This is a genomic window from Actinoplanes sp. NPDC051861 (genome assembly GCF_040681145.1).
Lineage (GTDB): Bacteria > Actinomycetota > Actinomycetes > Mycobacteriales > Micromonosporaceae > Actinoplanes.
This window is the reverse complement of record NZ_JBFAYE010000006.1, coordinates 23392-42593: the sequence shown is the minus strand read 5'-3', so window position 1 is coordinate 42593 and position 19202 is coordinate 23392. Positions and strand designations below refer to the sequence as shown.

The 19202-nt window shown below is 69.5% G+C and carries 18 protein-coding genes; 5 read left to right on the top strand and 13 right to left on the bottom strand.

The window, feature by feature from the left end:
• Positions 1–18 precede the first annotated feature (18 nt).
• Complete coding sequence (locus AB0M02_RS18885) at positions 19–792, top strand: class I SAM-dependent methyltransferase (RefSeq protein WP_364228357.1); 774 nt, start codon at positions 19–21, stop codon at positions 790–792.
• A 305-nt stretch (positions 793–1097) separates the two neighbouring features.
• On the opposite strand, the gene AB0M02_RS18880 is transcribed toward AB0M02_RS18885, so the two are convergent.
• Complete coding sequence (locus AB0M02_RS18880) at positions 1098–1319, bottom strand: hypothetical protein (RefSeq protein WP_364228356.1); 222 nt, start codon at positions 1317–1319, stop codon at positions 1098–1100.
• Between the two features lie 462 nt (positions 1320–1781).
• On the opposite strand from AB0M02_RS18880, the gene AB0M02_RS18875 reads away from it, so the two are divergent.
• Positions 1782–2327 (top strand): hypothetical protein, encoded by a 546-nt coding sequence (locus AB0M02_RS18875; protein WP_364228354.1) that lies wholly within the window; start codon positions 1782–1784, stop codon positions 2325–2327.
• A 3-nt stretch (positions 2328–2330) separates the two neighbouring features.
• Here the strand turns inward: AB0M02_RS18875 and AB0M02_RS18870 are convergent, their stop codons facing one another.
• The 7 genes from AB0M02_RS18870 to AB0M02_RS18840 form a co-directional block, all read right to left on the bottom strand.
• The gene (locus AB0M02_RS18870) at positions 2331–3710 is read right to left on the bottom strand and encodes a multicopper oxidase family protein (protein WP_364228353.1); all 1380 of its coding nucleotides are present in this window, start codon (positions 3708–3710) and stop codon (positions 2331–2333) included.
• A 4-nt stretch (positions 3711–3714) separates the two neighbouring features.
• Positions 3715–4122, bottom strand: coding sequence for a hypothetical protein (locus AB0M02_RS18865; RefSeq protein ID WP_364228352.1), 408 nt, complete (start codon positions 4120–4122; stop codon positions 3715–3717).
• A 189-nt stretch (positions 4123–4311) separates the two neighbouring features.
• Positions 4312–4605, bottom strand: a complete 294-nt coding sequence (locus AB0M02_RS18860) for a DUF1540 domain-containing protein (RefSeq protein WP_364228351.1) — start codon at positions 4603–4605, stop codon at positions 4312–4314.
• A 109-nt stretch (positions 4606–4714) separates the two neighbouring features.
• The gene (locus AB0M02_RS18855; RefSeq protein ID WP_364228350.1) at positions 4715–5944 is read right to left on the bottom strand and encodes an adenylosuccinate synthetase; all 1230 of its coding nucleotides are present in this window, start codon (positions 5942–5944) and stop codon (positions 4715–4717) included.
• Positions 5941–6900, bottom strand: a complete 960-nt coding sequence (locus AB0M02_RS18850) for a hypothetical protein (RefSeq protein WP_364228348.1) — start codon at positions 6898–6900, stop codon at positions 5941–5943. Before AB0M02_RS18850 ends, AB0M02_RS18855 begins: the two co-directional genes overlap by 4 nt.
• Before the next feature lie 10 nt (positions 6901–6910).
• Positions 6911–7792 carry a serine/threonine protein kinase gene (locus AB0M02_RS18845; RefSeq protein ID WP_364228346.1) on the bottom strand — a complete coding sequence of 294 codons (882 nt, stop codon included), beginning with the start codon at positions 7790–7792 and terminating at the stop codon, positions 6911–6913.
• Positions 7793–7862: 70 nt separating this feature from the next.
• The gene (locus AB0M02_RS18840) at positions 7863–8612 is read right to left on the bottom strand and encodes an NUDIX hydrolase (protein ID WP_364228345.1); all 750 of its coding nucleotides are present in this window, start codon (positions 8610–8612) and stop codon (positions 7863–7865) included.
• A gap of 204 nt (positions 8613–8816) precedes the next feature.
• Here AB0M02_RS18840 and AB0M02_RS18835 point away from each other — a divergent pair, with 204 nt between their 5' ends.
• On the top strand, positions 8817–9482 hold the full coding sequence (locus tag AB0M02_RS18835; RefSeq protein ID WP_364228343.1) for a hypothetical protein: 666 nt from the start codon (positions 8817–8819) through the stop codon (positions 9480–9482).
• Positions 9483–9574: 92 nt separating this feature from the next.
• Here the strand turns inward: AB0M02_RS18835 and AB0M02_RS18830 are convergent, their stop codons facing one another.
• Together AB0M02_RS18830 and AB0M02_RS18825 are read right to left on the bottom strand one after the other, a co-directional pair.
• Positions 9575–11779, bottom strand: coding sequence for an IPT/TIG domain-containing protein (locus AB0M02_RS18830; protein WP_364228341.1), 2205 nt, complete (start codon positions 11777–11779; stop codon positions 9575–9577).
• A gap of 354 nt (positions 11780–12133) precedes the next feature.
• Complete coding sequence (locus AB0M02_RS18825) at positions 12134–12856, bottom strand: hypothetical protein (RefSeq protein WP_364228339.1); 723 nt, start codon at positions 12854–12856, stop codon at positions 12134–12136.
• A 170-nt stretch (positions 12857–13026) separates the two neighbouring features.
• Here AB0M02_RS18825 and AB0M02_RS18820 point away from each other — a divergent pair, with 170 nt between their 5' ends.
• Positions 13027–14862, top strand: a complete 1836-nt coding sequence (locus AB0M02_RS18820; RefSeq protein ID WP_364228337.1) for a S8 family peptidase — start codon at positions 13027–13029, stop codon at positions 14860–14862.
• Between the two features lie 92 nt (positions 14863–14954).
• Positions 14955–16730: a S8 family peptidase gene (locus AB0M02_RS18815; RefSeq protein ID WP_364228335.1), complete on the top strand. Its 1776-nt coding sequence runs from the start codon at positions 14955–14957 to the stop codon at positions 16728–16730.
• A gap of 48 nt (positions 16731–16778) precedes the next feature.
• Here the strand turns inward: AB0M02_RS18815 and AB0M02_RS18810 are convergent, their stop codons facing one another.
• The 3 genes from AB0M02_RS18810 to AB0M02_RS18800 are packed head-to-tail and all read right to left on the bottom strand — an operon-like array spanning position 16779 to position 19148.
• Positions 16779–17483, bottom strand: coding sequence for a hypothetical protein (locus AB0M02_RS18810; protein WP_364228333.1), 705 nt, complete (start codon positions 17481–17483; stop codon positions 16779–16781).
• A gap of 49 nt (positions 17484–17532) precedes the next feature.
• Positions 17533–18666, bottom strand: a complete 1134-nt coding sequence (locus tag AB0M02_RS18805; RefSeq protein ID WP_364228331.1) for a DUF5925 domain-containing protein — start codon at positions 18664–18666, stop codon at positions 17533–17535.
• A 47-nt stretch (positions 18667–18713) separates the two neighbouring features.
• The gene (locus AB0M02_RS18800) at positions 18714–19148 is read right to left on the bottom strand and encodes a nitroreductase family deazaflavin-dependent oxidoreductase (protein WP_364228330.1); all 435 of its coding nucleotides are present in this window, start codon (positions 19146–19148) and stop codon (positions 18714–18716) included.
• Between the last annotated feature and the right edge of the window lie 54 nt (positions 19149–19202).

Below are 19202 nucleotides of genomic sequence, written 5' to 3'. Positions count from 1 at the left end.
GTAAGTACCGTAGGGGGCATGACTGCTTACTTGAACCACCCTTCGGTCTGGCAGGAGTCGTGGGACAGACAACAAGAGGCGTTCATGCCGGACCGCGAGCACCGGTTCACCGCGATGCTCGACGCCGTCGCCGCGGTGACCGAGGACAGGCCGCCACGCCTGCTCGACCTGGCCGGCGGGACGGGCGCGATCTCGCTGCGCACCCTGGCCCGCTTCCCCGGCGCGCACGTGACGGTGCTGGACCAGGATCCGGTGCTGCTGACCATCGCCGAGTCCTCCCTGCACGACCGGGCCACGATCGTCGACGCGGACCTCGGCGATCCCGGCTGGCGGGCGAAGCTGCCACAGAGCGGGACGGGCGACGGCTTCGACGCGGTGCTGACGGCCACCGCGCTGCACTGGCTGCCGGCCGAGCGGGTCAGCGCGCTCTACGCGGAGATCCGTGACGCGCTCCGCCCCGGCGGCATCTTCATCAACGCGGACCACATGCCGGAGGAGACCTTGCCGACTCTCTCCAGCAAGCTGCAGGATCAGGCCCGGATCAAACGCGAGGCACGGTACGCCAGCGGCGCCTCAACCTCGTGGCCCGCCTGGTGGGCCCTCGCCGCCGCCGACGACCAGCTCGCCGAGAAGGCCGTCGAGAGGGCGCGCATCTACCCGGCGGAGGACCACAACCAGGAGTGGCTGCCACCGGCCACGTGGCACATCGAAGCCCTGCGCACCGCCGGCTACAGCGAGGCCGGCCTCATCTGGCGCGGCGGCAAAGACGCCGCAGTAGCCGCCCTCCACTAACCCACCCAGATTGCGTGTGAAGTTGAGGTGCGCAGGCAGGCCGAACTCCACACACGGGTTGCGCGGTTGGTTGCGTGTGAAGTTGAGGTGCGCAGGCAGGCCGAACTCCACACGCAGGTTGCGCAGTTGGTTGCGTGTGAAGTTGAGGTGCGCAGGCAGGCCGAACTCCACACGCAGGGTTGCGCGGTTGGTTGCGTGTGGAGTTGGGGTGCGCGGGGAGGCCGAACTCCACACGCTGGGTTGGGCGGTTTGTTGCGTGTGGAGTTGGGGTGTGCGGGGAGGCTGAACTCCACACGGGGGGTGGGTTAGTCGGTCCAGCGGAGGAAGCGGTCGAAGAGTTCGGAGGCGGGGGTCTGGGGCAGTTCGCGGGCGGCTTCCTCGAGGTAGTCCCACATGCGGACGGCGAGGTCTACGCGGCCGAGTTCGGCAGTGAGGTTCGCGCGCGCGGGGCCGCAGGGCCAGGGGCGGCCGCAGGCGGCGCAGTCCCAGGAGGGGCGGGAAGGTTCGTGCTCATCGGGCAGGGTCATCGCCGGCTGCCGCTTTGCTGATCCGGGACGGGCCGGCTGCCGCTTTGCCGCTGCTCCGGGACAGGCCGGGTGCCGCTTTGCTGATGATCCGGGACGGGCCGGGTGCCGGCGCAGGGTCTCCGGTGGACTGCCGCACGACGGACCCCTTCCCGCTCGGAACGGGCACGACGGAAGGGCTCCGGGTCCGCCGCCATCGCACCCGTGTTCCCCACACACTGCGGGAGCCGCGGGCGCGGGTCAACAGACGGAAGGTGCGGCTCGCCGGTCCGAGTGATGCCATACCGCGTGCGGGAGCGGGCCGGGCCATGGATAAGCCAACGGGCCACCACCTCTGACCGGCATCCGGCAACGCCATGTCCTGGCCGCGTCTCTGAGAAACCGCTGAGCCGGGCACAGCCGCAGCACAGCGGGCCGTCCAGAGAATCGAAGGCAATCACTGTCCTTCGAGAACGGGGAACTGTCATGGCCTACCTTCGACGAACCGGAGCCGTGCTGGCCACCATCGCGTTGATCGGTGTCGCCGCCGTCCCGGCCAGTGCGGCGCGGGGCGGGGAGATCGCCTCCCTTCGCGGGTCCGCCCGCGTGCTGTTCCCGCCGTCGCCGGACGACGACGTTCGATTCGCCGTCGACGCGCACGCGCGCTATCGCAACCCGACCGGCAGCCCGTTCCCGGCCGCCGGTGACTCCTGGGGCACCGCCCGGCTCACCCACGTCTTCACCGGTGAGCGGCCGGGCGTCATCTGGTACTCGATCAGGGTGACCTGCCTGATGACCGGCGGGAACACCGCCACTGTCACCGGAGAGATCGTCGACGCGGCGCCGGACGGCCGGTCGGCGATCGGGAGCGTCGTCGGCTTCAGCGTCACCGACCTGGGCCGGCGCGATCGGGTCGGCTTCACCGGACTGCCGACGGGTGATCAGCCGGTGTTGCGGGAGTGCATGGGGCCGGCCGGCTACTTCTCGCTTCGCGACGGTGACTACACCGTGGTGGACGCCGCGCACTGGTGATGCTCACTCGGGGACGTTGGCGGCGTCCCCGCCCACGCGGTAAGGCGTGCTGACGCCCTCGTAGGCGAGGTGGGCGACCAGGCCCTCGGGGACGTGTTCGAGGTTGTGGCAGTGGTCGGCCCAGATGCCCGGGTTGTCGGCGACGAAGGCGATCTCGTAGCTGTCCCCGTCGGCGACGTCGAGGGAGTCGATCCACCAGGGGCTGCCGGTCGAGGGTTGGCCGTTGCGGCTGAGGACGACCGCGTGGTGGCCGTGCAGGTGCATCGGGTGGACCTCGCCGCTGGAGTTGCTGACCGTCATGCGCACCACGTCACCGGTGCGGACCATGAACATCGGCACGTCGGGGAAGAGCTTGCCGTTGACGGTCCACCAGAGGCCGGGCACGCCGTCCAGGAAGCCGATCCGGCGCCCGATGCGGTAGTCGAACACGCGGGTGGCGCGGGCCGGGTCGAAGGTCAGGGGAGTGCTTTTCCCGTACGCTAAAAGATCGAGAAGCTCGCGCGGCTCCGCGGAGGTCTCGCCCGACCCGATGGCGGCATTGCCCCCGACCTCGACGCGGCCCGGCGCCGGGAATTCCAGATCGACCCGCCCACCCGCCGTGACCAGCACCGCCTTGCCCGTGACCGGTGCCGGATCGTGCAGGTCCCGGCCGTCCACCGCGACCACCCGGTAGGCCGGCCCGCTCACCCAGACCCGGATCGGGCCGGCGTCCGTGTTGATCACCCGGGCGCGGACGGTGCTGCCCGGCGCGGCGTCGAGAGGGGTGATCCCCGGCTTGCCGTTGATCGTGCGGCGACCGTCGTAGGTGTGCACGGCGACCACCGGATCGCCCGCCCCGGAGATCACGAGCGCGCCGAAGAGACCGCCCCGCACCTGCTCGTGCGAGACCTGGTGGGAGTGATACCAGTAGGTGCCGGCGTCGGAGGCCACGAACCGGTAGACGTGGGTGCCGCCGGTCGCGACGGCGTCCTGGGTGAGCCCGGCGACGCCGTCCTCGCCGTTGGGCACGTCGAGTCCGTGCCAGTGCAGGGTCACACCGTCCGGCACCGACTCGTTGACCAGCGTCACCTCGATCAACTGACCCTGTTCGGCGCGGATCTCCGGGCCGGGTGAGGAGCCGTTGAGGGTGTAGCGGGAGCCGTCGCGCCGGGCGGTCAGCGTGACGCGCACGTCCGCCGGGCCGGACGGCCCGCGCAGGTCGGCGACGCTGAGCCCACCAGTGTGGCGGTGGTCGACCGCCGGGCCGCCGCCGAAGTCCGCGTAGCCCATGGCGGCCATGTCGTACGTGCCGGGCACCAGGCTGTCGTACCAGAACCAGCCGATCGGCCCGAGCACGGCGAGGGCCGCCACCGAGGCGATGGCGGCCCTTACCCCCGTGCGCACCCGCTCAGGAAACGACGGCCGGCTGGGCCGGCGCCGTCACGGATGCCTTCTTGGCCTTGCCGGCGGCGACCTCGGCAACGGCCGCGACGGCGAGTGCGTTGGCACCGTGCAGCAGGCCGACGAGAGGTGCCGCGAAGCCGACGAAGGCCAGGAAGACCTGCAGGATCACCACGCCGAACGTGATCGCGGCCCACTTGACGCCGCCCGGGACCTTGGCGAAGAACGAGACGATCAGCAGCGCCAGGGCGAGCAGCGGGATGACGATGGCGCCGATCTGGGCGTGCGCGGCGTGCGCCCAGTTGCCGACGGTGTTGTTGTCGAGGACGGTTCCGGAGTCGAGGTCGTTGAGGACCAGGAACCACGCGCCGGCGATCACGATCACCTGCACGGCCACGCCGATCGGAATAAGCATCGCAATGACGCGATATGTCGTACGCACCGGACTTTCCCCCTTCGAGCCGGACCACTTCAGCATCGATCCGGCTCGACGGAGGGGCAATACGCCCGGAAGCGTATTCAACGTAGGACGCGGGGCGTATGCCCTGATAGAGCGAGGCCGCCGTCCCCCGGTTCGGGGACGGCGGCCTGAGGTCGCGCCGGGTCAGCTGTGCTCGTACGTCAAGCAGTCGGCCCGGTCGGCGGAGGCGCCCACGGTGATCGCCGGGGCACGGCACTCCAGGTTCTCGTTGTACTTGCAGTCGGCACGCTTGCAGGCGCCCACCTGAGCGGTGGCAACGCCCATGCCGCCCTTGTCGCCGGTGCCGATGAAGGTGTCACACTCCGCGCTGCTCAAGCTTCCGATGGTGATCGCGAAAGCCGTACAGCCGTCGTGGTTGTAGCCGCATTCGGCGACCGTACAGGTCTGCACCCGCGGCATGTTCATCATCTGCGTCATGGTTACCAGCTCCCCTGATGGTCAATGGCCTCTCCGTGACCATAACCCGCGAAGGAATCTGTTTCCACTTATCTTATTGATGTTGCCGTAAAGATTTACTTAGGCCAGCCTAACCATTTGTTAGGGGAGTCTTCCCTGCTAGTTGCGCTGCGAAATTGTCGCCGGAGCGTGGTCCGTGAGACTCCAGAAACACTGGTGAACCCAGTATTTCGGCGATCTCGGCGGCCCAGTCATCCGGACGGTAAAGCGCGTCCGGGCACGCTCGCCGCAACTTATCGGAAATCTGTTCCTGGTAGGCGAGATCGCGAACCGGGCCGGGCACGATCCGATTCCAGGTGCGGCCGTCGATCCGATAGGACGGACAGATGCGCAGACCCGGGCAGCGCTCCGGCGCGTCCAGGTGGGTGATCGCCAGCGCGTCCACGCCGCCGGCCACCTCGATCGCGTACCGGTGGGCGACCGCGTCGAAGTGGCCGATCCGGAACGCGCCCTGCCACTCGTCCCGGCCGTTGTGCGCCTCGGGCAGGTCCGGCTCCAGCTCCGGCGCCTCGGTGACGAACGGGCCGGCGCCGTGCCGGGTGGTGTACGTGCGCACGACACCGAGCCGCCGGAACGACGGGCAGAGCGCGGTCACGTTGTCGAACGTCGTGGTGGACCAGGTGGTGTACGGGTGCCAGCCGCGCCACTCGTCGAGCAGGACACCCTGCGCGCCCTCGAAGACGCACGGGCCCTGCGCCAGGAGGCGGTCGGTGTGCTCGGAGCCGACGATGCGGACGGTGGCGGCGAAGGCGGTGTAGGCGTCGACGGCGTCCTGAAGGAGAACTCCGCAATCACCCAGTTCGTCGCGTACGGCCGAGAGCCGGGCGCGGAGACGACGAGGGGACAGCGTGTCGGCGATCCTGGGGGCGTCGGGGTGGCTCAGCGCGTACGCCATGGTCTCGCCCACGCCCATCCCGCACGAACCGTGCCGCTGATCGCCTCGCGCAAGCTCCCGGCGCTGGTTCGCGGCGCGATGCCACGGAGTGGCGAGCAGGGCGTCCCCATCCACCGTGAGCAGGGAGAACGGGTTGCCCAGCGCCCGCGCCTCGGCGGCCAGCGCGAGCGGATCGACCACCATGAAGCGGGTCAGATGGGTGGGCACGCCGCGCAGCGTGCCCGAGCCGAACTGGGCGAACGTGTGGTGCCGGCCGTCCTCGGTGATCACGTTGTGCGCCGCCTGCGCCCCTCCGTTGAAGCGCAGTACGGCGGTGACCTGACCGCTTTCGCACAGGGCGTCGACCACCCTGCCCTTGCCCGCGTCCCCGTAGCCGAGATCGACCACCGCGACATGATCGTTCACAGTCGCCGGTTTCCACCCGGGCCGGCGCTGATCTGGAACGGCGCGTCGCGGACCACCGGCGTGCGCGGCAGGGAGGCGAGCGCCCGGCCGACCGAGTCGCCGGCCTCGGAGCCGAGGTCGACCAGGTCGGACATGCCCTCGTCCAGGTCGATGGCGTCCTCGCCGAGGCCGACGGTGAGCGCGATGGTCTCGCAGACCGCGTCCAGGTCGTCGAGTTCGAGGACGTTCTGGCCGAGCAGTTCCCGCCAGCGGCCCAGGATCTCCCGGTCGCCGCCCCAGCCCGCGGCCGTCGGGAGGATGTAGTAAATGTCGTACTTGCGCCGCAGCTCCGTGATGATGTCCTCAATCGGAATCGGCTTCTGCAGCTCGTCGCCGATCACGGCCTTGACCTCACGCGGCTTGACCTGCGGATACGGCATCTCGTCGCCGATGATGAACAGATACCCGCGACGACCGCGATTGATCATCGAGTCCAGGACCGTGTGCCGGGCCATGAAGTAGAGCGCGAGTTCATAGGACTCCCGCTTCTGCCCGCCGCCGCCACCCTCCAGCAGGATCTTGGCGAGGTCGTCGTCCATCCGGTTGTCGGACTCGAACTGGCCGATCTGCAGCGGCGCCCGGTCGCAGGTCGCGTCGCCGATCGCGCCGAACATGATCTGCGGGTCGATCGCGTAGCTCTTGCGGGTGAGCAGGCCCAGCAGCTGCGGAAGCTTCGTCTGCAGCACGCGGGGAACGTGTCCCATCGAGCCGGTCACGTCGAACAGGACGGTGATCGGCGTGCTGAACGGGTGCTCCTCGCTGTCCCGGCTCTCCCGCATGAACACCCCGTGCGGGTCCAGGTCCGGGTGCACCGTACGGGCGCCGCTGTCGCTGTACGCGAAGGCACTCTGCCCGGAGGCGGCTCGGTAGTCGGCCGCCGCGGTCCAGACGTCAGTGGACCATCGTCCGCTTCCCATGTCTTCCTCCTCAGTTCCGGTACCGCTGGGGGATGATTGCGTCGAACTCGGCCAGGAGCTCCCAGGCGTCCCGGGGCCGCATGTTCTCTCGGTCGAAGCTGCAGCCGGCCGCGAAGTTGCGCAGCCTTTGCGGCATTCGTTCGCCGAGGACGCGGGTCATGACGCCGGCGGACATGTAGATGTCCGTGGCCGGGCTCGCGATCTTTTCCGTCAGCACCTCCGGCGGGTAGGCGGACTCCCTTGCCCCCACTATCGCCTTCGGTCGATGTCCCGCATAGCACCAGTCGACGAGCACGAGGCCGCGATCGCGCTGGTTGATCAGGATGTGGGGCTCCAGGACCGCCCCGTGGATCACGCCGGTCCGATGCGCCCAGCCGAGTGCCACCAGGAGCCGGCGCCAGATCCAGATGCCGTCCTCGACGCTGACCTGGGTGATTTTGTCGAGACTTGTCATGTCTTTCTGGCGCTTGATCACATTGACGTGGCGGCGCCGCCTCTGCCCGTCCTCGTGGAGGAACGTGTCGATCAGCCGCGGCGCATAGGCCTGAAATCGCAGATCGCCGCTTTGTCGTAGTTTTCGCAGGGCGTCCGCTTCGGTGGCCATCAGATCGTTGTCCGCCGGGTCGCGCGGCACCTTGAGCAGCACGTCGCCGTCGCTCTCGAAGAAATCCGCGATGTCACCGGTGATCCATGTCCGATCACGCCCGTGGTAGAGCTCCGAGAGCTTCGCGCAGGCCTGCGTCGCGGTTGCGCGCCGCGGCGCACCCACGGTGTCCGGGTGGACGATCTTCACCCATTTTCGGTACGCGGAAAGCGGGCGATTTTCGTCCATCAGCTCGCTGAACGTGGTCGCCGCCATGATCCGCGGAACCGCCTCGTCGAAGGTGATCATTTCGTGAACCGGCGCTTCCTGCGATGCCGTCCGCGGTAGTGCTTGGGCCTCGGCTGCTCCTCCTGCTTCGTCATCGCACCCGGTCCTCCCGTGTGGGCCGCAGCAGTGCCGGATGCAGCGACGTCGCGTCGCCGGCACGGTAGAGCTTCGCCCTCGGCCCGCCTCGCTCACCGCCGCGCGCCGTCGTCCCACCGGTGCCCTCCACGAAGCCCGGCACCGACAGCACCTTGCGGTGGAAGTTGCCGGCGTGCAGCTCCTCGCCCCAGACCGCCGCATAAACCTGGCGCAGCTCGCTGATCGTGAACTCGGGGTTCGTGAAGGCGGTGGCCAGTGGCGTGTATTCGAGTTTGGAGCGGGCGCGCTCCAGCCCGTCGGCGACGATCTCGTCGTGGTCGAACGCCAGGTCCTTGGCCTCGTCGACCGGCACCCAGTAGGCACCCGCGGCGTCGCTGCCCGCCGTCGGCTCCGGCAGCTCGGGGGCGAAGGCCAGGTACGCCACCGAGATGACGCGCATCCGGGGGTCGCGGGTGGGGTCGCCGTACGACTTGAGCTGCTCGAGGTGGACCCGGTCGAGGACGCCGTGCCCGGGGTTCAGACCGGTCTCCTCGGCGAGCTCCCGCTTGGCCGCCTCGTCGAGCGTCTCGGCCTTGACGAAGCCGCCGGGGAGGGCGCGGTGGCCGGCGTAGGGCGGAGCGCCGCGCTCGACGAGCAGGACGCAGAGCTTGGAGTCGCGAATGGTGAGCGCGACGACGTCGACGGTCACGGCGATCGAGGGGTAGGCCGTGGGGTCGTAGCTCTTGAGGTAAGTCGCTTCGTCCATGGAGTCTGCCTCGCTGTGAGTGTTTCTCAAGTTGAGTCTTACTCGATATGAGATGAACCTAGCTCGCCCCGCTGGCGCTGTCAAGGCGGCGATGGAGCTGGTCAATTCGCCAGAATATTCGCCTTTAGGTCTGAAACGATGGTCGTCCGGGGTTCGCCCCCACAGCGGGGCGGCCAGAACGGGCGAACCGCGAAGGGCGAGAGCATGCGTAAACGTGACCGACGAACCCCCTCGAAAGCCGGCCTCAGCCGCCGTCGCACGCAGGCCGCCATCGGGGCCACCGGAGTGGCCGTGGTTCTCGGGGCCGGCGTCTTCCTGATCGTCGACCACCAACGGCCGGACGAGTCGCCGACAATCACCGCCGGGGCGGGGCCGGATCAGGAGCCTCAGGAGCCTCAGGAGCGCAAGTCCGGCGCTGTCCACGGGCCGGTTCAGCCGCAGGCGCAGGCGCAGACCGCCAAGGAGCGGGCCGCGGCGGCGCGCAAGGTGGGCGAGGAGCGCGGTGTACCGGTGAAGCGGCCGCTCCCCGGGGAGATCGGGGTGCGTGACGCGGACGTCGAGGTGAAGGAGTCCGGCACTCTGCAGAAACACGGCGAGCAGCTCAAGGTGATGTCCGCCGAGTCCGACCTGACCGGGCAGCGGGAACTCGCCTGGGTGGCGGATCTCGGGAAGCCGTACGGATCCGCGACCTGCTCCCAGACGTTCAAGCTGGCCAACGAGGAGAAGGCGGCGAAAAAGCCGAACCTGCTGATCTGCTGGCGGACGAGCACCTCGAAGAGCGTGTACACGGTTCTCGTTGACCTGGACGGCAAGCCGTCGAAGGAGAAGAGCGTGAAGGCGCTGGAGAAGCGCTGGAAGGCGATGGGCTGATTTGTTAGTGGACACGTGAAGCGGCCCGGAGCTTGATGCTCCGGGCCGCCTCGCTTGCGCTACTCAGGTCGTGCTGGTGTCACACCGTCACATCAGAACGGGGCCACCGTGAAGGTGGAACCGCTGGAGGTGACGCTGGCGACGCTGGCGTTGTCCGGGTCGGCGTCGCTGACCACGGTCACGTTGTACGCGCCGCTGGGAACCGCGTTGCTCGTCTTGACCGCGATGGTGCCGGCGTTGATGGCAGCCGTGGTGGCGAGCGAGAGGGTGGCGGTGCTACCGGATTCGTTGACACCGGTGATGAAGCTGTCGGCCTCGACGCCGGTGCCGCTGACGTACTTGCCGACGTCGGCCGTGGTGAAGGTGCCCGGCGCGGCGGTCAGCGAGGTCGCGTCGTCGTCGGCGTTGGCCGTAACGTTGCGGGTGCTGCCGATCGTGAAGGATGTCGGGTTACCGGCGGTGCCGGCCGCGGACATGATCGCGGTCGTCTCGTCGATGACCTGGACGATCACCGCATTTGCCGCAACGGTGCCGGTACCGCCGGTCGCCGTCACCGGCTTGCCGATGTCAGCCCTGGTGAAGTTGGCATCGGTTGCCGAGATGGTGGTACCCACGACGGTTGTCGGGGTGCCGGTGGCGCTGCGCGAGCCGTCGTCGTTGTCGGTGGGGGCGCCGTCGGCGCCCAGCGCGTGTGCCAGGTCGAGAGCACACACCAGCTCGTTGTCACTGATCACCAGAACGTTGAGACAGTCCGCGACCGCGTTGACGTTGGCCCGGCTCTCCGAGATGGTGGCGTGCTCGGTGCCAACCCAGCGCCCGGCCACGAGGTAGACGTGCGCCGACACGTTGGCGGTGTTCGCGAAGGTGTACTCGAGGAAGCCCGTACCCTGCACGTCGATGTCCTGTGCCGTCGCCGTGTTGGGCGCGGTGTTCGGCGCTACCGCGAGGCTGTTCACGTAGGTGAACGCGCCGGGCAGCGTCGCTGTACCGGTCGCCGTGGAAATGGTCAGCGCCTTGCTGCCAAGGCTGTTCTGCGGGGTCACCGCGGTGAAGGTGGTCTCGTTGACCGGTGTCACGACCAGCGGGGTGCCGCCCAGGTTCGCGGTGATGGAGCCGGCCGTTGTCGGCAGGTTGGCGCCCTTGATCGTGATCTGGCTTCCGCCGAGCGGCGTACCGGATGACGGCGAGACGGTGGCCAGCGTGGGTACCGCGGCCGCGGCATACTGACCCGCTGCCAGCAGCTTGCCGACTGCGTTCGTCGCCTCGGTGTAGAGGCAGATGCTCCACGGGCCTTCGCCCTCGTCCACGTCCGACGGCATGGTGACAGCCGCCTTGTAGTTGGAGATCTTGCGGACGGTGGCCGAGACGATGTCGGAGGTCGGCGTGGTGTACAGCGCCGGGCAAGCCGTCGTGGTCGTGGTGGTGGCCGGAGCGACGACCTCGGCCGCCGGCGTGATGCCGGTGAGGAAGGCGGAGGTGGCGGTGAGCGTAACGCTGGCCAGCTCCGGTCCGACCGTGCTGCTCTGCGTCACGGCCGGCAGGGTCACCGAGTACGAGCCGACTGCCAGGAGCGTGCCGGAGCCGCCGGACTCGGTGTAGGCGCAGACGGCGAACGACGTGTTGTTCGGTCCGCCCACGCCGGGCGGCACGACGGCGGTCAGCTGGGTGGCCGACACCTTCGTCGTGCTGGTCGCCGCGATGTTCGCCGGCGCCGAGTCGTTGGCGACCTGCCCACACCCGGTGGTGCTCGACGCGAACGCGACGTACGGCGCGGTGGTCGAGAACAGCGTGGTGCTGGTGGCCGGTGCGTTGATCGTGACGGTGTTGCCGCCACCGCTGGCGCCGCTGGTCGGCGTAAGGGTCGCCGCCGGAGTCAGCGCGAACGGCGTGGCGTCACCGATGACCGAGCTCGTACCCACCGTCGTGCCGTTGTAGACACAGACGTAGTAGGTCTTCGGCAGGCCGCCGGTGTTGAGCGTGAGCGTGGTCGGCACGGTGAACGAGCCCGACGTGCTGCTCAGCTTGGTGGGGCTGCCGGCCGCGACGTTGGGCGCCGTGGTGTTGTAGGTGCTCGGGCAGCTCGTCGCGGTCGTGAAGATGGCGCCGATGGTCGCGTTGGCGTTCGCGGTCATACCGGCCGCGTAGACGGTCGATCCGGTCGGGCCACCACCCGTCATGTTGGCGAGTGGGGCGGCCAGGGCGGGCAGTTGGGTGCCCGTGATGGCGACGACGACGGCTCCGGTGACAAGCCCGGCCCCTAGCAGCCGCGTTCGCCTTCGTTGCAGGGAGTTACGCATGCGAGGTCCTCCTACGGGTCCCTTCGGACCGCGTTGCTTGGATGTGTGGCCCGGGCGCTCGAATGCGCATCGCGGGCCGTCTCGCGGTGAGCGTAACGTGGCATTTACGGTGAATTGCCAAGACTGACGAATTTGAGTGGATCTGCAATCGGGTGGTTCGATCCGACATTTGTCCGGACCCGGTTTTTCGCGGATTCCCAACCCGGCCGGAAGTCGCGACGTAGACTGATCACGCGCGAGGCTGCACGCCTGGGAGCGCTGCGGCCAGGGGAGATGCTGGTGTCGGCCCATTTCCGGATTCACCGAAATGGCGACCGGCTAAACCGCCGACCGCCATTTGTTTTCCGGTGGAACTCAGCCGAGTTTCGCCCATTCTTGGTCAATTATCTCGACGCTGGTCGCGGCCTTCGGTTTGCCTTTCGGAGTCACGGCCATGGTGACCACGCTCCGATCCGCGGACGTGCGCCAGCAGAGCAGCAACGTCGGCCGCTTCACCGCCGGTGCGTCCTGGCTGAAGCGAACCCGGTCGGTGCAGTGAGCGCTGCCCACCCTGGTGCCCTCGTCGGCGGCGATCGTCAGCGGAGCCGTGCCGGTCAGGTCGTCCCGGGCGGTCGTCACGCGGATCGTGCCGTTCTTGGTCGTCTCGGTGCGGTGCTCCACCTGGGCGCCCCGCGCCTGTTTCAGGGGCCGCTGGAGCGTCACACCCTCCTCGGCCGCTCTGGCCCGCGCCTGCTCGATCTCGTCCCGGACCCGCTCCGTCGTTCTCGGTTGCGGCGGCTCGGTGGTCCGGTCGACGGTATCGGCGGTCTTCGGTGCGGCGTTGTCCGGCGCGGTGGTCCCGGCGGCCGGCTCCTCGGCGTCGGACGCCGGCTCCGGATCGGCCGCGGCGGTGGTGTCCAGCGGCGCCGCGACCACGACTTCCGGAAGTCTCTCCTGCTGCGGATCTCGCATCTGCGTGGCGAACAGCACGCCACCCACAAGCAGCCCGGCCGCACCGCCCGCGCCGATCAGAACAAGCCGGCGCCGGCTTCGGGAGTCCTCCGTCATGTCACCGCCCTCGTGGTCGGTCGAGTTCACAGCCCCTCATGCTTCCAGAGGTCCGGTGCATACCGGACCTAATCCGAATAATTTGCGGTTTTATGCCCACGGCACCACCAGCGGTGCTACCAACCTGCAACCCAGGAAGGTTCATCGCCACCGCGGCCCCGCCGATCCTCGATCCCGACCCCAACGGGAGGGACTCGAGGATGAGGCATCATCTACGCCGGTACGCCGCCGGAGCCGCGGCCAGCGGTGCGCTCGCCGCCGCGGCGGTGGTCGTCGTGGCGCTGCCGCCCGCGACCCCGGCCTGGGAGCCCGTCTCCTACGGCCTCACCGAGACCCCCGAGCAGCTGCTCCCCACCACCGTCTCCGAGGACCGGCCCACCCGCGTCGTCAGCACCACCCTCGACAAGGACGGCCGCCCGGTCGTGACGGTCAAGGAGGCGACCGGCAAGACGGCCGCGACCAGACTGGTCAAGGACGCGCAGAGGGCCGAGAACGCGGTCAGCGTGGAGATCGACGCACCGGTGTACGCGCTCGGCGTACCCTCTGGCTCTGATCCTTATCGCAGTCAGCAGTGGGATTTCGCGAAGCTGAACCTCACCGAGGCCTGGAAGAGGTCGACCGGTGCGGGCGTCACGGTGGCCGTCATCGACACCGGCGTCGACGCTTCGCATGCCGACCTCAAGGCGAACGTGCTCAGCGGGTACGACGCGATCGCCAACAGGGCCGGTGTCAGCACCGACGGCAACGGCCACGGAACCCACGTCGCGGGCACCATCGCCGCCGTCACCGGCAACGGCGTGGGCATCTCGGCCGTCGCGCCGGACGTCAAGATCCTGCCGATCAAGGTGCTGGACGCCAAGGGCAGCGGCAACATGTCGGACACCGCGGAGGGCATCATCTGGGCCGCCGACCACGGAGCCCAGGTCATCAACATGTCGCTGGGCGGGACGACCAAGGTCACCGCGGTCAGCAATGCCGTCGCCTACGCCCGGAGCAAGGGCGTCACCGTTGTGGCGGCGGCGGGCAACAGCCGTACGTCCGGAAGCCCGATCTCCTATCCCGGCGCCGACGCCGGTGTGATCGCCGTGGCCGCGACCGATTCCGCCGACAGGTACGCCAGTTACTCGAACGCCGGCAGCTATGTCGACGTCGCCGCGCCCGGCAGCGCGATCCTGAGCACCTACCCGTCCGCGCTCGGCAAGCCGTACGCGTCGCTCAACGGCACCTCGATGGCCTCCCCGCACGTGGCCGCGGTGGCCGCGCTGCTCAAGTCCGCCGTGTCCACGCTGACCCCGGACCAGATCGAGGCGGCGCTGGAGAAGTCCGCGGTCGACCTGGGCGCCAAGGGCTTCGACAACGACTACGGCAACGGTCGTATCGACCCGGTGGCGGCGCTGGCGTCGCTGACCCCCGCGTCGAAGAGCCCGTCCCCTTCCTCCTCTCCCTCTTCCTCTCCCTCCTCGGGCGCTCCCAAGCTCAACCCCCTCCTCACGTCCAATGTGACCACTCGTGAGGTCGCCTACGGGGCCGCCACCTCCACCACCTTCACCGTCCGGGTCGGCGGTAAAGCGTGGGATCGCAAGCCCGCGTCGCTCTGCGTGGCGGAGGGCTTCGCGGCCAAGGGGATCAAGGGCATCAAGGGCGACACCGAGTTCGCCTGCACCGACGTCACGACCACCGCCTCCGGGACGGTCGTGCTGAACCGGCCCGGCACCGGCTCGTACCAGGCCTTCGTGAAGGTCGCCGAGTCCGCGACCACGAAGGCCGCCACCTCACCGATCGCGACATGGAAGGTGCGCGCCAAGGTGACCGTCAGCCGTACCGCCCGGGGCGTCATGACGGTGCGCATCGCGGGTGCCGCCGACCAGACCGTGCAGGTCCAGGAGTACTACCTCGGCAGGTGGGAGAGCGCCGGCGAGTTCCCGGCCGCGGAGACCACCAAGGTCAGCGGGCTGACGAGCGGGCTGCGGTACCGGGTGGTCGTGCCGGACACCACCACGATCCTGGGAGCCACCAGCTCCACCATCACCGGCTGAACCGCTACAACCGGTCCGCAACAACGCGACACCCGAGATCACAACGTCCCCTTCCGAACCTGTTTGCCGTACGCCAAACGGGAGGGGACGTTGTGAAGGCTCAGATCCGTAGGTTCGCCGTCGGTGCCGCCACCGCGGGTGTGCTCGCCGGGGTCGGCGTCTTCGCCCTCCCGACCGGCACGGCGGGCTGGCAGCCCGTCACCTACGGTTTGACCACCAGCGCGGAGCAGATGCTCCCGGCCACCGTCTCCGAGGCGCAGCCGGCCCGCGTCGTCACCACGACGATCGATGAGGACGGCCGCCCGGTCGTCAAGGTCGAGCAGGCCACCGACCGGCAGTCCGCGACCTCACTGGTCGAGGATGCGCAGCGGGCGAAGAACGCGGTCAGCGTGGAGCTCGACGCCACGGCGTACGCCCTCGATGTTCCCTCCGGCTCCGACCCGCAGCGCGCCAAGCAGTGGGACCTCGCCAAGCTGCGGGTCGACGAGGCCTGGACGAAGTCGACCGGTGCGGGCGTCACGGTGGCCGTCATCGACACCGGCGTCGACGCTTCACATGCTGACCTCAAGGCGAACGTGCTCAGCGGGTACGACGCGATCGCCAACAAGGCCGGCGTCAGCACCGACGGCAACGGCCACGGCACGCACGTCGCGGGCACCATCGCCGCCGTCACCGGCAACGGCGTGGGCATCTCGGGCATCGCGCCGGACGTCAAGATCCTCCCGATCAAGACGCTCGGCGCCAACGGCAGCGGCAACATGTCGGACACCGCCGAGGGCATCACGTGGGCGGTCGACCACGGTGCCCAGGTAATCAACATGTCGCTGGGCTCGGACGCCAAGGTCGCCGCGGTCACCAACGCGATCAAGTACGCGCGCAGTAAGGGCGTCACGGTCGTCGCCGCCGCCGGCAACAGCCGCCAGGAGGGCAACCCGACCAACTACCCGGGTGCCGACGAGGGCGTCATCGGCGTGGCCGCGACCGACAGCAACGACCGGTACGGCAGCTACTCCAACGCCGGCAGCTACGTCGACGTGGCAGCGCCCGGGAGCGACATCCTCAGCACGGCACCGAACAGCGCGTACAAGACGATGAGCGGCACCTCGATGGCCAGCCCGCACGTCGCGGCGGTCGCCGCGCTGCTCAAGTCGTTCGCGCCGCGGCTGACGCCGGACGAGATCGAGGCGACGCTGGAGAAGACGGCGGTCGACCTGGGCAAGGCCGGTTTCGACAACGACTACGGGAACGGCCGCATTGATCCGGTGGCGGCGCTGGAGTCCTTGACCCCTGTTACGGCCCCGCCTTCCACGTCCCCGCCTTCCGCGCCTCCTGTTTCGAGTGCGCCGCCGGTCAAGGTCACGCCGGTCATCACGGCCAGTGCGTCCGCCTCCGAGGTCGTCCACGGCACCAGCACGGTCACCACCTTCACGGTGACGGCGGACGGCAAGGCGCGGGCTCAGCAGGCCGTCTCGGTCTGCGTGACCGAGGGCGCCGGCCCGGCGACGTGCACGGACACCACGACCACGGACGCGGGCACGGTGGCGGTCACCCGTACCGCCAAGACCGCCTTCCAGGTCCAGCTCAAGATCGCCGACCCGGCCGTGGAGTCCGCACCGGTCGCCTACCAGGTCCGCGCCGCCGTCTCCGTCACCGCGAGCGGCAGCCAGCTGACCGTCAAGGTCACCGGCGCGGCCGGCCAGACGACCAAGGTCCAGCAGCTCAGCTCCGGCACCTGGCGAACCGTGGCCACCTACAAGGCCCAGCCCGTCTCCCGATTCACGGGCCTGCGCGCCGGCCAGCAGTACCGCGCGGTCGTCGCCGACGCCACCGGCCTGCTCGGCGCCACCAGCAACGTCGTCAAGGCCTGACGGTTCTTCCGGCCGCGGCGGGACTCCGGTCCTGCCGCGGCCCTCTGCCTATTCCAGCCGTTCCCACTCCCGGCCGATCACGGCGACGCTCGATGCCGTCGGTGGCTCCCCGTTCGGCACGATCGCCACAGTGACCACGCTCCGTGCCGCGGACGTGCGCCAGCAGAGCAGCAACGTGGGCCGCCGGCTGGCCGGCACCCCCATACCCATCCGCACGTCGCTCGTGCACCGCACCCCGTCAGCCACCTGTTCACCCTCATCCCCGGCGAGCAGCAACTCCCGCTCCCCGGTCAGATCCCGCGGGGCGGTGACGATGCGAATGGTCCCGTTCTCCAGGGTCTCCGTCCGCTCGCTGACCCCGTCCTCCGCAGCCTCCTGCCGCACGTCCCCGCCGGCGTCCGGCTGATCACTCGGCTGCGGCGCGGGCGCCGGGCTGCGCTCCACCGGCTGCGCCGGCTTGAACCCTTCCGGCGTACGCGCAACCGAAGCCTCCCCGCCGGTCTCCCCCGCTGTGGTGGCGAACGTCCGAGGCGCGATGGCCGCCGGTTCCGGCAGCCCGCCTCCCCCCGACTCGCTCACCCTCCGAGTGACGAGGACTCCGCCCCCGGCCACCACCGCCGCGCCCGCGACAATCCCCACAGCCATCCACCGGCGCCGCCGCTCCCGCCGCGCCTCCGCCGCGTCAGCCGCCGTGACCGAGGCGTAAAGACCGCTCCGCGCCCCCGTCTCCCACTGCTCGTCATCCCCGGCCACCGCTCCATGCTCCCAAAGGCCAGGACATATCGGGCGGTGTTCGGGGGTCTCAGAGGTACATGCCGCCGATCGGGATGTCCTGCTTCGGGACGGTGACCGGGGTGGCGCCGGTCTTGAGGGCGTAGAGCTCGGCCAGGGTTGCGCCGTCCGGGTTGACGCCGGTCGGGGTGCCGAGCCAGGCGACCGCCTCGGCGTACGGAAGCCGGCCGATCTCGATGCTGGCCAGGCAGCGTCCCGGCCGGACCACCGCGGGGTGCAGCGCCGAGAGGTCCTCGTTGGTGGTGATCGCGATGAGCGCGTTGCGGCCCTGCCCGAGCAGGCCGTCGGTGAGGTTGAGCAGCCGGGACAGCGCCTGGCCCGCGCTCGCCTTGGCCTCGCCGCGGATCAGCTCGTCGCAGTCCTCCAGCATCAGCAGGCGCCACTTCTGCTGAGCGTCGTCGCTGCCCAGAGCCACGTTCATCAGGTACGCCGGGTCGGCGAAGAGGCGCTCCGGGTCGAGCACGCAGTCCACCTGGCACCAGGCGCGCCACTGCTGGGCGAGCGCCCGCAGCGCGGTGGTCTTGCCGGTGCCGGGCTCGCCGTGCAGCAGCAGGAGGCGGCCGGTGAGCGCCGAGCTGTCCACGGCCATGAGCCGTTCGAGGGTGTCGGCGACCGGCTGGGCGTAGTTGGGGCGGATCTGCTCCCACGGGGTGGCGCCGATCTCCCGCTCGGTGCGGCGCGGGCCGTGCGGGCCCTGGTGCCAGAAGCCGATCGGCACGCTCTCGGCGACCGGGGCCGGCTCGTCGCAGGCGTCCGCCACGGCCTCGGCGAGCACCTTCTCGGCGAGTTCCGCGGAGACGGCGGTGACCGCGACCCGGGCACGCCGGCTCTGCTTCCAGCGGGTGACGTGCAGCGACCAGCCGTCGCCGACACTGAGCCAGCCGTGCCCGTCGTCGTCCTTGGCCTCGCGGACCAGGCGCGCGCCCTCGGTGGTCAGCGTCGCCTCGGCCCGCAGGTTCTCCAGGTACTTCGTGCGGCCGAACGGCTCGCGCCCTGTGACGAAGGCGTCCAGGGCGAGCAGGTCGACGACGTCGACGAGACGGTCGTCGTCGTCGATCGACCCCGCGAGCGGCAGGCTGAAGCCCGCCGTGCCCGCGGGGCGGGTCGGCGTGGTCCGGTCGACGGGCTGGTGCGGTACGCGCATCAGCCCATGATCCGAGGCGGAGACCAGCTCGGCATCCCCATTTCCCACTATCGAGGGGTCAGCAGGAAGACCGGGATCTGCCGGGAGGTCTTCTTCTGATAGTCCGCGTACGGCGGGTAGGCCTCGACGGACCGCTCCCACCAGGTCTCGCGCTCGGCGCCCTCCAGCTCGCGCACCTCGTAGTCCTTCTTGACCGCGCCGTCCTGCAGCTCGACGTGTGGGCTCTTGCGGATGTTGTGGACCCAGACCGGGTGCTTGGGCGCTCCGCCGAGCGAACCGACGACCGCGTACTCCCCGTCGTGCTCGACGCGCATCAGCGCGGTCTTGCGCAACAGGCCGGTCTTCGCGCCGACGCTCGTCAGAACGATGATGGGCTTTCCGACAATGGTGTTGGCCTCGGCGCCATCGGTCGCCTCGTACTTCTCGGCCTGGTCGCGGGCCCAGCCCGCGGTGCTGGGTGCGTACTCACCAGTCAACGGCATGATCCCGATACTACGTCGGATCATCCCCTCCCATCTCCAAGCTATAGCAGAGAC